The sequence below is a fragment of the Pantoea agglomerans genome (assembly GCF_021397715.1).
Lineage (GTDB): Bacteria > Pseudomonadota > Gammaproteobacteria > Enterobacterales > Enterobacteriaceae > Pantoea > Pantoea astica.
This window is the reverse complement of sequence record NZ_CP090207.1, coordinates 3,035,689-3,049,049: the sequence shown is the minus strand read 5'-3', so window position 1 is coordinate 3,049,049 and position 13,361 is coordinate 3,035,689. Positions and strand designations below refer to the sequence as shown.

11 protein-coding genes are annotated in these 13,361 nt (G+C 55.5%); 1 reads left to right on the top strand and 10 read right to left on the bottom strand.

Translation table 11 applies throughout. The annotated features are described in order from the left end of the window. Positions 1-6 precede the first annotated feature (6 nt). Positions 7-2,589 (bottom strand): leucine--tRNA ligase, encoded by a 2,583-nt coding sequence (leuS, locus tag LZU96_RS14445; RefSeq protein ID WP_233984926.1) that lies wholly within the window; start codon positions 2,587-2,589, stop codon positions 7-9. Between the two features lie 222 nt (positions 2,590-2,811). Here leuS and LZU96_RS14440 point away from each other — a divergent pair, with 222 nt between their 5' ends. Continuing rightward, entirely contained in the window at positions 2,812-3,294 is a 483-nt protein-coding gene (locus tag LZU96_RS14440; RefSeq protein WP_233984924.1) for a zinc ribbon-containing protein, read from the top strand. 634 nt (positions 3,295-3,928) lie between these two features. Here LZU96_RS14440 and LZU96_RS14435 read toward each other — a convergent pair. From LZU96_RS14435 to miaB, 9 genes are all read right to left on the bottom strand, one after another. Next, on the bottom strand, positions 3,929-4,654 hold the full coding sequence (locus tag LZU96_RS14435; RefSeq protein WP_233984923.1) for an amino acid ABC transporter ATP-binding protein: 726 nt from the start codon (positions 4,652-4,654) through the stop codon (positions 3,929-3,931). Further along, positions 4,655-5,332 carry a glutamate/aspartate ABC transporter permease GltK gene (gltK, locus tag LZU96_RS14430; RefSeq protein WP_233984922.1) on the bottom strand — a complete coding sequence of 226 codons (678 nt, stop codon included), beginning with the start codon at positions 5,330-5,332 and terminating at the stop codon, positions 4,655-4,657. Then, complete coding sequence (locus LZU96_RS14425; RefSeq protein ID WP_233984921.1) at positions 5,332-6,072, bottom strand: amino acid ABC transporter permease; 741 nt, start codon at positions 6,070-6,072, stop codon at positions 5,332-5,334. Before LZU96_RS14425 ends, gltK begins: the two co-directional genes overlap by 1 nt. Before the next feature lie 280 nt (positions 6,073-6,352). After that, the gene (locus LZU96_RS14420) at positions 6,353-7,249 is read right to left on the bottom strand and encodes an amino acid ABC transporter substrate-binding protein (RefSeq protein WP_233984920.1); all 897 of its coding nucleotides are present in this window, start codon (positions 7,247-7,249) and stop codon (positions 6,353-6,355) included. A 438-nt stretch (positions 7,250-7,687) separates the two neighbouring features. Further along, positions 7,688-9,211, bottom strand: a complete 1,524-nt coding sequence (lnt, locus tag LZU96_RS14415) for an apolipoprotein N-acyltransferase (RefSeq protein ID WP_233984919.1) — start codon at positions 9,209-9,211, stop codon at positions 7,688-7,690. Positions 9,212-9,215: 4 nt separating this feature from the next. Further along, a complete protein-coding gene (gene corC / locus LZU96_RS14410; protein WP_094119641.1) occupies positions 9,216-10,097 on the bottom strand; it encodes a CNNM family magnesium/cobalt transport protein CorC in 882 nt (293 codons plus the stop codon). 80 nt (positions 10,098-10,177) lie between these two features. After that, a complete protein-coding gene (ybeY, locus tag LZU96_RS14405; RefSeq protein WP_233984917.1) occupies positions 10,178-10,651 on the bottom strand; it encodes an rRNA maturation RNase YbeY in 474 nt (157 codons plus the stop codon). Beyond that, positions 10,648-11,709 carry a PhoH family protein gene (locus LZU96_RS14400; protein WP_233984916.1) on the bottom strand — a complete coding sequence of 354 codons (1,062 nt, stop codon included), beginning with the start codon at positions 11,707-11,709 and terminating at the stop codon, positions 10,648-10,650. Before LZU96_RS14400 ends, ybeY begins: the two co-directional genes overlap by 4 nt. A gap of 208 nt (positions 11,710-11,917) precedes the next feature. Continuing rightward, complete coding sequence (miaB, locus tag LZU96_RS14395) at positions 11,918-13,342, bottom strand: tRNA (N6-isopentenyl adenosine(37)-C2)-methylthiotransferase MiaB (protein WP_233984915.1); 1,425 nt, start codon at positions 13,340-13,342, stop codon at positions 11,918-11,920. Between the last annotated feature and the right edge of the window lie 19 nt (positions 13,343-13,361).

Below are 13,361 nucleotides of genomic sequence, written 5' to 3'. Positions count from 1 at the left end.
CTGAACTTAACCCACGACCAGGTTAAGCAGTTTGCCCGGTACATAAATGACTTTACGAATCGTCACGCCGTTCAGGTACTTCGCCACCAGATGCTCCTGGGCAGCGCGTGCCTGAACCTGTTCCTGTGTGGCATCGGCTGGCACAGTAATTTTACCGCGCACTTTACCGTTAACCTGCACCACCACCAGCAGTGAATCTTCCACCATTGCGGCTTCATCAGCAACCGGCCACGCGGCTTCATCAATCGTGCCTTCGCCACCCAGCGTCTGCCACAGCACATAGCTGGCATGCGGAGTGAACGGATAGAGCAGACGGACGATCGCCAGCAGCGCTTCCTGCATCAGCGCACGATCCTGCTCGCTCTCCTGTGGCGCGCGCGCCAGCTTGTTCATCAGCTCCATAATGGCGGCAATGGCGGTGTTGAACGTCTGACGACGGCCAATGTCATCCGCCACTTTGGCGATGGTTTTGTGCAGATCGCGACGCAGCGATTTCTGCTCATCATTGAGGCTGGCGACGTCGAGCGCTACGGTAGCGCCTTTCTGCGTATGGTCGAACACCAGTTTCCAGACGCGCTTCAGGAAGCGGTTAGCGCCTTCTACGCCTGATTCCTGCCACTCCAGCGTCATATCAGCTGGAGAAGCAAACATCATAAACAGACGTACGGTATCGGCGCCGTAACGCTCGACCATCAGCTGAGGATCGATGCCGTTGTTCTTCGACTTCGACATCTTGCTCATGCCCGCATAGATCACCTCGCGGCCCTGAGTATCAACCGCCTTGATGATGCGGCCTTTCTCATCGCGTTCCACGTTAACGTCGACCGGAGAGACCCAGTTACGCTCGCCGCTGGCACCCAGGTAATAGAAGGCGTCGGCCAGTACCATACCCTGACACAGCAGGCGTTTGGCCGGTTCACTGGAGTTAACCAGACCGGCGTCACGCAGCAGTTTGTGGAAGAAGCGGAAATACATCAGGTGCATGATGGCGTGTTCAATCCCGCCCACATACTGATCGACCGGCAGCCAGTAGTTCGCCGCCGCCGGGTCCAGCATGCCATCTTTGTAGTCTGCACAGGTATAGCGCGCGTAGTACCAGGACGATTCCATAAAGGTATCGAAAGTGTCGGTTTCACGCAGCGCTGGCTGGCCGTTCACCGTGGTTTTTGCCCACTCCGGATCGGCTTTGATCGGGCTGGTAATACCGTCCATCACCACATCTTCCGGCAGGATCACCGGCAGCTGGTCTTCTGGCGCAGGCATGACCGTACCATCTTCCAGCGTGACCATCGGGATTGGCGCACCCCAGTAACGCTGGCGTGAGACACCCCAGTCGCGCAGGCGGTAGTTCACTTTACGCACGCCCACGCCTTTTGCGGCCAGCGCTTCGGCAATGGCGTTGAAGCCGGCGGCATGATCCAGACCGTTAAATTCGCCTGAGTTAAACAGCGCACCTTTCTCGGTCATCGCCGCAGTGCTGACGTCTGGCACGCTGCCGTCAAGGTTCAGGACCACGGGCTTGATCGGCAGATCGTATTTGATGGCAAATTCCCAGTCACGCTGATCGTGTGCCGGAACCGCCATGACCGCGCCGGTGCCATATTCCATCAGCACGAAGTTAGCCACCCAGACCGGGATGGGCTCGCCGGTCAGCGGATGGATAGCAGACAGGCCGGTAGCCATGCCTTTCTTCTCCATGGTCGCCATTTCCGCTTCAGCTACTTTGGTATTGCGACATTCGGCGATAAAGTCAGCCAGCGCCGGGTTATTCACCGAAGCCTGGGTAGCCAGCGGGTGACCGGCCGCTACCGCGACATAGGTCGCACCGTAAAAGGTGTCCGGACGGGTGGTATAGACGGTGACTTTTTCTTCACTCTCCGCCACGTCAAAAGTGATTTCTACCCCTTCAGAGCGGCCAATCCAGTTACGCTGCATGGTTTTGACCTGCTCAGGCCACTCTTCCAGCGTATCAAGGTCGTTCAGCAGCTCTTCGGCGTAATCGGTGATTTTAATAAACCACTGCGGGATCTCTTTGCGTTCAACTTTGGTATCACAGCGCCAGCAGCAGCCATCAATCACCTGCTCGTTAGCCAGCACGGTCTGGTCATTCGGGCACCAGTTCACCGCAGATGTTTTCTTATACACCAGGCCTTTTTCATACAGCTTAGTGAAGAACCACTGTTCCCAGCGATAATATTCCGGCTGACAGGTCGCCAGTTCACGGCTCCAGTCATAACCAAAACCCAGCAGTTTAAGCTGGTTTTTCATGTAGGCGATGTTGTCGTAGGTCCAGGGGGCCGGTGCGGTATTGTTTTTGACCGCCGCGCCTTCCGCAGGCAGACCGAAGGCATCCCAGCCGATCGGCTGTAGCACGTTTTTGCCGAGCATACGCTGATAACGCGCGATTACGTCGCCGATGGTGTAGTTACGAACGTGGCCCATATGCAGGCGACCAGAAGGATAGGGCAACATGGAGAGGCAATAGTATTTTTCTTTGCCTTCCTGCTCAGTCACTTTAAACGTTTCGTTTTCATCCCAGTGCTGCTGCACACGGGATTCAATCTCTTCCGGGCGGTATTGCTCTTGCATGGCTGCCTGTGGTCCTTAATGAATAACACTTTGCTGATATTAAGATCCGCATAGCATACCCATAAGGCCGCGCATCAACAACACTTCCCACTTTTGCTGGCGCGATTTCTGCGGAAAGCGTCAATGCCTTCACCCTTTTGTAATTCCCTGTACAGACGACACGGCAAACAGCGCAAAGCGACTAAACTTACTGCAGCGATTATCTACATAAAGGAGAACAAAATGAATAAAGTGGCTCAGGAATATCGCGAGTCGTTAGCGGTGCTGACCGAACGGCTGCGTCAGGGCGATCGGAATATTGATAGTCTGATTAGCGAACGGCGCAGCCAGCTGATGGCGCGTCCGGATCTGACCACCGCTGAGGTCGATCAGGCGCTCAGCTCGGTGCGCCGCGATTTAGAAGAATTTGCACGCAGCTACACCGATGTAGAAGAACCGCTGGCCGATTCCCTGTTTATGCGGATTATCCGCGAAAGCGTCTGGAAAGAGCTGGCGGATATCACCGATAAAAGCCAGCTTGAGTGGCGTGAAGTGTTTCAGGATCTGCATCACCATGGCGTCTATCAGAGCGGCGAGGTGGTGGGGCTGGGCAATCTGGTATGTGAAAAGTGCCAGTTCACCCGGGCGATCTACACGCCGGAAACCCTGTCGCGCTGTCCGGAGTGCGGTCACGATCAGTTTCAGCGTCAGCCATTCGAACCCTGAAAAAAAGGTGAGCTACCTGGCCTGATGCTGGGCAGTTAAGCGACCGGTGATAACGCAGCCTGGTGCCGCTCAGGGGCTGGCGGTCCTCGCGCCACTGTGCGGTGCCTTCACTTCATTCCTCTGCCTGACGGACCGCCGGGGATGGCACATCCTGTGCCGCCCCGCCTTTCGCCCGCGTCCTGCGGGCTCTCCTGGCAGACTCATTCTGCTCAGCGCTGCGGATTGCCTGCCCCTGATCGACTCGAGCCTGCTCTGAAGCTTCAGTGCGTGTTGTTAAAAAGGGCACGATATTGGAGGCCTGGGCGCCTCTGCTGCTGAAAGGGCTATCCGCAGCGCTGAGGCGTGACGTTGGGCCAGAACGCCACGCCGGGAAGCGTGGAGAGTTCGGGGCCGGCCAGGGAGGGCCGATCCCCGAACGGTTCGTCGGCACGACGTCAAAGCCGAAGGTACCGCGAAGCGGCGCGAGGACGGCCCGGCAGCAGCAGCGGTGCTCAGGCCCGCACTCCGGCACGCCTGCTCAGAAAAAAAGCTGCCACGTTTGACCGTGGCAGCTTTTGCAAATTTAATCTTAACTGACCAGCATCAGGGCAACCGGGCCCGCCTTTCTCTGGTGCAAAAGATCCCGTGCAGAAAATCAGTGCAGAATTTTTGCGAGGAAATCTTTGGCGCGGTCAGACTGCGGGTTATTAAAGAAGTCATCTTTGTTGGTGTCTTCGATAATTTTACCCTCATCCATGAAGATCACGCGATTGGCCACTTTCCGGGCAAAGCCCATCTCATGCGTCACCACCATCATCGTCATCCCTTCCTGCGCCAGTTCAACCATCACATCCAGCACTTCATTAATCATCTCGGGATCAAGCGCGGAGGTTGGCTCGTCAAACAGCATCGCAATCGGGTCCATGCAAAGCGCGCGGGCAATCGCCACACGCTGCTGCTGGCCGCCCGAGAGCTGACCTGGAAACTTCTCGGCGTGTGCCGATAATCCCACCCGATTGAGCAGTTTCAGCCCCTTATCACGCGCTGCCGCTTTATCGCGCTTCAGCACTTTGACCTGCGCCAGCACCAGATTGTTGATGATGCTGAGGTGCGGAAACAGTTCGAAGTGCTGGAACACCATCCCGACCTTGCTGCGTAGCTGGGCGAGATTGGTTTTCTTGTTGTTCACTTCGGTGCCGTTTACCGCGATCACGCCTTGCTGAATCGGCTCAAGGCCATTCACTGTCTTAATCAGGGTCGATTTACCGGAGCCGGACGGTCCGCATACCACCACCACTTCACCTTTTTTAACTTCGGTAGAGCAGTCGGTCAGCACCTGAAAGTGACCATACCACTTAGAAACGTTTTTCAGGCTAATCATTTAAACCGTCCTTTTTCTTTTTAGATAACTGACCAGCAGTGACGCGCTCAGGCTGATAACGAAGTAGACCAGACCGGCAAACAGAACCATTTCAACCTGGGTGCCGTCGCGTTCACCAATGGTGGACGCCGTACGGAAGAAGTCCGCCAGGCTTAACACATAGACCAGCGAGGTATCCTGAAACAGCACGATACCCTGGGTCAGCAGCAGCGGAACCATGGCGCGGAACGCCTGTGGCAGGATAATCAGTTTCATCGATTGCCACTGAGTCATGCCCAGCGCCAGCGCGGCGTTGCCCTGACCGCGTGAGATACTGATGATCCCGGCGCGAATAATTTCCGAATAATAGGCGGCTTCAAACAGCGAGAAGGCCACCATGGCGGAAATCAGTCGGATATCAGTTTTGGGTGACAGCCCCAGCACCTGCTGCAGGAAACTTGGCACCACCAGATAGAACCACAGCAGTACCATCACCAGCGGCACCGAGCGGAACAGGTTGACATAAATTCTGGCGAACCAGCTGATGGGCTTAAAGGTCGACAGACGCATCACCGCCAGCAGCGTGCCCCAGAGAATACCGAAGACCACGGCGGTGATGGTGATCTTGAAGGTGATCACCAGACCGTTCAGCAGATAGGGCAGGCTGGGGGTAATTGAACTCCAGTCAAACTCGTACATTACTTGCCTCCCCCATTGCCAGGCAGACGCACTTTGCGTTCGACCAGGCTCATCAACAACATGATCACCAGGTTAATGGCGATGTAGGCCAGCGTAATGGCGGTAAAGGATTCATAGGCGTGCGCGGAGTAGTCGAGCAGTTTGCCCGCCTGCGCCGCCATATCAACCAGACCGATAGTGGAGGCGATGGCGGAGTTCTTGACCAGGTTAAGCATTTCCGAGGTCATCGGCGGCACGATCACCCGATAAGCGTTCGGCAGCAGAACATAGCGGTAGGTCTGCGGCAGCGTTAAACCCATCGCCAGACCGGCATTCTTTTGACCACGCGGCAGCGACTGAATCGCGGCGCGTACCTGCTCGCAGACGCGGGCAGCGGTAAACAGGCCAAGACAGATCACCGATGAGACGAAGAACTGAATATTGGGATCGAGCTCGGCCTTGAACCACATACCGAGGTTCTCGCCCACCAGTTCCGGTGCCACCAGATACCAGAAGAAGAACTGCACAATCAGCGGAATGTTGCGAAACAGTTCGACATAGCAGGTGCCAATGGTCGACAGCAGTCGATTAGGCACGGTGCGCAGAATGCCGAAGAATGAACCCACGCAGAAAGCAATAATCCAGGCGCAGCAGGAGACGGCAATCGTCACCTGAAAACCGGACCACAGCCAGCCGAGGTAGGTCGTGTTACCGAACGGGGCCTGTTCGAGGAAAATGCCCCAGTTCCAATCGATACCCATAACGAGCTCCGGTAAAAAAGGGTAGCTAAGCTACCCTGAAGATTGATGAACGGCGTTTTCTCTCCTGGACCAGGGGAACGACCCGGTTCAGTCTGTCTGTCCGCGCCGCGGTTTCAGCAATCGAGAGGGCAGCCAGGCCGCCCTTGGTATACCCGTCGTCTTTCAGGCTGCATTTTTGTTGGCTACGTTCACTCACCCGAATCACTTACCTGAGTAAGCTCATCGGGATTCATTCTCTTGCCGTCTCAATGCAAACTGAAATCCATTGGGTATTTTGTTGTTAGTTCAGTGCTTTATCATTTGGCGTCTTGAACAGCGCTTTCATGTCATCTGACAGTTCAAAGTTCATGTTCAGGTTTTTCGGTGGGATCGGCTGTTTGAACCAGGTATCGAACCATTTTTCAGCCTGACCTGAGGTCTGGGCTTTGGCGATGGTTTCATCCACTAAGGTTTTAAACTGCGGATCGTCTTTACGCAGCATACAACCGTAAGCCTCTTTGGACTGCGGCGTCCCTAAGATCTCCCAGTTGTCTGGTTTTTTCGCTTTGGCACGTTCACCAGCCAGCAGCGCATCATCCATCATAAAGGCCACGGCACGGCCGGTTTCCAGCGTACGGAACGAGTCACCATGATCCTTCGCGCTGATAATACGCAGGTCCAGTTTCTGTTCGTCATTCAGCTTGTGCAGTAACACTTCAGAAGTGGTACCGGAGGTCACCACCACGGTTTTGCCTTTCAGGTCGGTGAAATCTTTAATCGGACCGCCTTTTTTCACCAGCAGACGAGTACCAATGACGAAAATGGTGTCTGAGAACGCGGCTTGTTTCTGGCGCTCCAGGTTGTTGGTGGTAGATCCACACTCAAAATCGTAGGTGCCGTTTTGCAACAGCGGAATACGGTTTTGTGAGGTGATTGGGATCATTTTGATCTGCAGATCAGGCTTGTTCAGCTTCGCTTTAATGGCGTCCACAATGGCTGCGGAATAGGCCTGTGAGTAGCCGACGACTTTTTGCTGGTTGTCATAGTAAGAAAAGGGAACTGATGATTCGCGATGCCCGACCACAATGACGCCATTGTCATTGATCTTCTTCAGGGTGCCGCTGAGATCTTCCGCCTGGGCCGCTCCCGCTGCTGCGCCGATCAGCAGAAGAGATAATGCCACTTTGCGTAGTTGCATGTTCCAACTCCTTCGTATGGAAAATGCACAGGATATAACCTGTGCTGATTATGATGTTGTGTGTATTTGCTGCTGCTTTTCTTCGGTTTACCCTGCAGCGCGGCTGCGCGCAGAATAGTCACTAACATAGCGGATTGTTAACGCGATGAAACAAAAAAGTTTCTTTTTTGCGAGGTGATACGCACCAAAAAAAGGCAGTTTTTCCTGCCTGCGCGGTAAAGGTGCAGGCGAAGTAACTATTTTGGTGCAACCGGACTCACGTCAGCGCGTACAACTAGCCTGTTTGCGAAAAACACTGAAATATTTAGCAATCATCGTGCCAGAAACGGGTTCAGACGCGATAACGCAGCAGAGTCTGCGGTCAGGGAAGGGGAAAATAGCGGGGAAAAGCGATAAAAAAAGGCGAAGCAACCGCTTCGCCTTTCAGCATACTGGCAATCAGCGGCGGCGACGCAGCAGGGCAATCAGCGCCGCCAGGGCGGTGAGGATCCAGACTGGCCAGACGCCAGCCTGCGCATACGGTGTTTCACCGGTAGTCGGAGTGACCTTGTCGGTTAAGACGCCGCGGGTGAACTGTGGCAGCATCTTTTCCACGTCACCACGGGCATTAACCACCGCCGTCACACCATTATTAGTGCTGCGTAACAGTGGACGACCCAGCTCCAGCGCCCGCATCCGCGCCATCTGGAAATGCTGCCACGGACCAATAGAGTGACCAAACCAGGCATCGTTAGAAACCGTCAGCAGGAAATTGGTATCGGGATGGAAGTTGGCGCGCACCTGTTCACCGAGCACGATCTCGTAGCAGATGGCGCTGGTCAGGTTGTAGCCCGCGACCCGAAGCTGCGGCTGAAGATAAGCGCCACGGCTGAACGCCGACATCGGCAGATCGAAGAACGGCGCGAGGGGACGCAGCAGATCGGCCAGCGGCACAAATTCACCAAACGGCACCAGATGGTTTTTCTGGTAGCGGTTACCGCTGAAGTAGTTATACGGCGCATGACCGCCCAGCACGATCACCGTGTTGTAATCGTGATAACGGTTCTGCTCCAGTCGCGAGTCGACGATGCCGGTAACCAGCGAGCTGCCACGTGCGCGCAGTTCATCATCCAGCGAGCGCAGAAACGGCTGCTGATTACTCTCCAGATCGGTAATGGCCGATTCCGGCCAGATGATAATCGGCGTTTTGCCCATCAGCGGCTGACTGAGCTCGCTATAGATGCGCAGCGTGTTCAGTAACTGCTGCGGGTCCCACTTCATCGACTGGGGAATATTGCCCTGTACCAGCGCCACATCCACCGCGCGTGCCGGTAACGGCTGAACCCACTGAACGTAGCGCAGCGGCCACGGCAGGGCCAGCAGCAGCAGTGCCGCCACCAGGCTTTTCATATTGCGCTGTTGCAGGGCATAGACCAGCAGGCCAGCGATTGCCATCAGCAGGAAAGTCAGCGTTTCCACGCCGCCCAGTGGCGCCACGCCTTTCAGCGGGCCATCTATCTGGCTGTAGCCAAATTGCAGCCACGGAAAGCCGGTCAGGATCCAGCCGCGCAGAAACTCGGTGATCTGCCATAACGCCGGTGCGGCCAGCGCCAGACGCCACAGCGTCGTGCGCGGCCAGAGGCGATTCAGTACGCCGGCAAACAGCGCCGGGTAGATCGACAGATAAGCTGCCAGCAATGCCACGATAAAGACATTCACCGGGCCAGGCATGCCGCCAAAGGTGGCGACACTGACGTAAACCCAGTTGATGCCGCTGCCGAACAGACCCAGTCCCCAGACAAAGCCAATCGCGGTGGCCTGCGGGCTGGAGCGGTTCAGGGTCAGAAGCTGTAAACCGCACAGCGACAGCAGCGCGGCGGGCCAGAAATCGTAAGGAGAGAAGGCGAGGGTGCCAGACGCACCCGTTAATAAAGCCAGCAGCAGGCGAACCCGCTGACGCGGGTAAAGTGAGGCTAAAGCCATAGACTTATTCGTCATCCAGTTGAGGTTGTGGCGAGTTTTCCGGAATTGTGACATGAACCTGGATGATACGGCGGCTATCGGCCATCGCTATTTTGAACTGGTAACCCTCAATTTCGATGCTCTCACCGCGCGCCGGCAGATGACCGAATCCCTGCATCACCAGACCACCGATGGTATCGACCTCATCATCGCTGAACTGCGTGCCGAACACCTCATTGAAATCTTCAATCGCGGTCAATGCCCGCACCGTAAAGGTGTGGCGGTTGAGCTGACGGATATCACGATCTTCTTCGTCGTCATACTCATCCTCAATTTCACCGACAATCAGTTCCAGAATGTCTTCGATGGTCACCAGGCCTGAGACGCCACCAAATTCATCGATCACAATCGCCATGTGATAACGCTGAGAACGGAACTCTTTCAGCATCCGGTCTACGCGCTTGCTTTCAGGCACCACTACCGCCGGACGCAGCACTTTTTCAATGCTGAACGGTTCAGATTCGCTGCTCATAAACGGCAGTAAATCTTTGGCCATCAGAATCCCTTCAACGTGATCTTTGTCTTCGCTGATCACCGGGAAGCGCGAATGGGCCGACTCGATAATCACATCCAGACACTCTTCGAGGTTCTGATTGCGTTTCAGGGTAATCATCTGCGAGCGCGGGATCATGATGTCACGCACGCGCTGCTCCGCAATATCCAGCACCCCTTCGAGCATGTCGCGGGTATCCTGGTCAATCAGGTCTTTATGATTTGAGTCGCGGATCAGCTCCAGTAGCTCATCACGGTTTTTCGGTTCACCGTGAAAAAGTTGGTTGATCAACAGGGAAAAGAATCCCTTTTTACTACTGGGTGCATCGCTGTTTTGAGAATGGTCGTCGCTCATGGCGGTTTTTAAAGATCTCTCTGGTGAGGAATTAACGCTGCCAGCAAAGCACTGGCAGCAGGATAGCCGGAACCCAGGGTTCAGGCGTCTTCTTTCTCCGAAATGTACGGATCAGGATAACCAAGAGCAAGCATTATCTCGGTCTCCAGTGACTCCATCTCTTCGGCTTCGTCGTCTTCAATATGGTCGTAACCCAGCAGGTGAAGCGTGCCGTGGACCACCATATGCGCCCAGTGGGCTTCTACACTTTTGTTTTGCTCAGCCGCTTCCTGCTCCACCACCTGACGACAAATAATCAGGTCGCCCAGCAGCGGCAGTTCGATGCCCGGCGGAGCCTCGAACGGGAAAGAGAGCACGTTGGTGGGTTTATCTTTACCGCGATAGGTCAGATTCAGCTCATGACTTTCCGCTTCATCCACCAGACGCACCGTGACTTCGCTTTCCGGCTGAAAAGGAGTGGCCGCCGCTGACAGCCAGCGGTGAAACTGGCTTTCAGTGGGCAGATCGGCGCTGCTTTCACAGGCGATCTGCAGGTCAAGAATCACCTCGCTCATTTGCTCTCCTGCGTCACGCTCTGGGCGGCCAGCGCCTCACGTTTACGCTCTTCAGCCTGCTGATCGCGGCGTTTCTGATCGGCCTCTTCCCAGGCTTCATAGGCGGTGACGATACGCGCCACAACCGGATGTCGCACCACATCTTCACTGTGGAAGAAGTTGAAGCTGATCTCTTCCACGTCCGACAGCACTTCAATCGCATGGCGCAGACCCGATTTAACGTGGCGTGGCAGGTCAATCTGGGTCACGTCACCGGTGATCACCGCTTTCGAGTTGAAGCCGATGCGCGTCAGGAACATCTTCATCTGTTCGATGGTGGTGTTCTGGCTCTCATCAAGAATAATAAAGGCGTCATTCAGCGTACGGCCACGCATGTAAGCCAGCGGAGCCACTTCGATGACGTTGCGCTCCATCAGCTTCTCAACCCGTTCAAATCCAAGCATCTCGAACAGCGCGTCATACAGCGGGCGCAGATACGGGTCTACCTTCTGGCTCAGATCGCCGGGCAGAAAGCCGAGCTTCTCACCTGCTTCTACCGCCGGACGGGTCAGCAGGATACGGCGAATCTCCTGACGTTCCAGCGCATCCACGGCTGCTGCCACCGCCAGATAGGTTTTACCGGTACCGGCAGGACCGACGCCAAAGGTGATGTCATGGTCGAGCACGTTGGCGATATACTGCGCCTGGTTTGGCGTGCGTGGTTTGATCACGCCGCGCCTGGTCTTGATATTGACCGCTTTGCCATACTCCGGCACGCTTTCGGCAGTCTGCTCCAGCACCCGGCTCTCTTTAATCGCCAGATGGATCTGGTCCGGCTCAATATCCGGAATGTCACCGCGTACCGGCGCGGTATCCACATAGAGTGTTTTCAGAATGTCAGCCGCCGCATTCACGCAGAGTGCGCGCCCGACCAGCTTAAAGACGTTGTCCCGACGATTGATCTCAATACCCAGACGACGTTCAAGCTGTTTCACATTATCGTCAAATGGACCGCACAGGCTCATCAGACGACGATTATCGGCCGGTTCAAGGGCGATTTCACGAGTTTCGATATTCAAACGAATCCTTTGGGTCACTCAGGGCCAGTTATGAGGGTTGTCTGACGCACCGTTGGGCTTAAACGGATGCACCATAACGAAATTATTTATGCCGTAACGCCTGGGCGCAAGCTTAAGGAAAGATATTTGGGCGGCACTTTCAGAAACCAAGTGCAACAAAGTGAAATTGGCGGCAATGCTGCGCGCATTGCCGCAAGTATGGCAGGCATCAAGGCTGGAACAGACCCACGCCGATCTCGTTCTCTTTACGGGTGCGGGCAATGACGGAAGCCGGACTTTCGGCCATGCGCAGCCCCATCTCTTCTTCAGTACGCACCAGCTTACCGCGCAGCGAGTTGGTGTAGACATCGACGATTTCGACATCAACGAACTTGCCGATCATCTCAGGCGAACCTTCAAAGTTCACCACCCGATTATTTTCGGTGCGGCCAGAGACTTCCATCACGTTCTTACGGGAGATGCCTTCCACCAGAATACGCTGCACCGTACCGAGCATCCGGCGGCTGATCGCCTGCGCCTGCTGGTTGATGCGATCCTGCAGAATCCACAGGCGCTGCTTTTTCTCCTCTTCGCTGACGTCATCCGGCAGGTCAGCTGCCGGCGTGCCCGGTCGCGCCGAGTAGATAAAGCTGAAGCTGACGTCGAAATTGACATCGGCGATGAGCTTCATGGTCTGCTCGAAATCCTGCTGGGTTTCACCCGGGAAGCCGATGATGAAGTCGGAACTGATCTCAATATCCGGGCGCGCCGCGCGCAGCTTACGGATAATCGCCTTATACTCCAGCGCAGTGTGCGCCCGTTTCATCAGCGTCAGGATCCGGTCGGCACCGCTCTGGACCGGCAGATGCAGGAAGCTCACCAGTTCCGGCGTATCACGGTAGACCTCGATGATGTCATCGGTGAACTCAATCGGGTGACTGGTGGTGAAGCGAATGCGGTCGATACCGTCAATGGCCGCCACCAGGCGCAGCAGTTCCGCGAAGGTGCAGACGCCGCCATCAAAGGTGGCCCCGCGATAGGCGTTAACGTTCTGGCCGAGCAGGTTGACTTCGCGCACGCCCTGGGCCGCCAGCTGGGCGATCTCCAGCAGAATGTCGTCGCTCGGACGGCTGACTTCTTCACCGCGGGTATAGGGTACCACGCAGAAGGTACAGTATTTGTTGCAGCCTTCCATGATCGAGACGAACGCGGTAGGACCTTCTGCGCGCGGGTCCGGCAGACGGTCAAATTTCTCGATTTCCGGGAAGCTGATGTCAACCACCGGGCTTTTACTGCCGCGTACGGTGTTAATCATTTCCGGCAGACGGTGCAGGGTCTGCGGGCCAAAAACGATATCCACGCAGGGCGCACGCTGGCGAATGTGATCCCCTTCCTGCGACGCCACGCAGCCGCCGACGCCGATGATCAAATCCGGGTTACGCTCTTTTAACTTTTTCCAGCGTCCCAACTGGTGGAAAACCTTCTCCTGCGCCTTCTCGCGAATAGAACAGGTGTTGAGCAGCAGAATATCCGCCTCTTCAGCGACCTCGGTCAGCGTGTAGCCGTGCGTACTGTTCAGCAGGTCAGACATCTTAGATGAATCATACTCATTCATCTGACATCCCCAGGTTTTGATATGCAGTTTTTTTGTCATCGAACTAGCCATTGATTCA

What these genes read in the sequence shown, in the direction of transcription:
- leuS (WP_233984926.1), bottom strand. Translation starts at nt 2,589, where the DNA reads ATGCAAGAGCAATACCGCCCGGAAGAGATTGAATCCCGTGTGCAGCAG.
- LZU96_RS14440 (WP_233984924.1), top strand. Translation starts at nt 2,812, where the DNA reads ATGAATAAAGTGGCTCAGGAATATCGCGAGTCGTTAGCGGTGCTGACC.
- LZU96_RS14435 (WP_233984923.1), bottom strand. Translation starts at nt 4,654, where the DNA reads ATGATTAGCCTGAAAAACGTTTCTAAGTGGTATGGTCACTTTCAGGTG.
- gltK (WP_233984922.1), bottom strand. Translation starts at nt 5,332, where the DNA reads ATGTACGAGTTTGACTGGAGTTCAATTACCCCCAGCCTGCCCTATCTG.
- LZU96_RS14425 (WP_233984921.1), bottom strand. Translation starts at nt 6,072, where the DNA reads ATGGGTATCGATTGGAACTGGGGCATTTTCCTCGAACAGGCCCCGTTC.
- LZU96_RS14420 (WP_233984920.1), bottom strand. Translation starts at nt 7,249, where the DNA reads ATGCAACTACGCAAAGTGGCATTATCTCTTCTGCTGATCGGCGCAGCA.
- lnt (WP_233984919.1), bottom strand. Translation starts at nt 9,211, where the DNA reads ATGGCTTTAGCCTCACTTTACCCGCGTCAGCGGGTTCGCCTGCTGCTG.
- corC (WP_094119641.1), bottom strand. Translation starts at nt 10,097, where the DNA reads ATGAGCGACGACCATTCTCAAAACAGCGATGCACCCAGTAGTAAAAAG.
- ybeY (WP_233984917.1), bottom strand. Translation starts at nt 10,651, where the DNA reads ATGAGCGAGGTGATTCTTGACCTGCAGATCGCCTGTGAAAGCAGCGCC.
- miaB (WP_233984915.1), bottom strand. Translation starts at nt 13,342, where the DNA reads ATGACAAAAAAACTGCATATCAAAACCTGGGGATGTCAGATGAATGAG.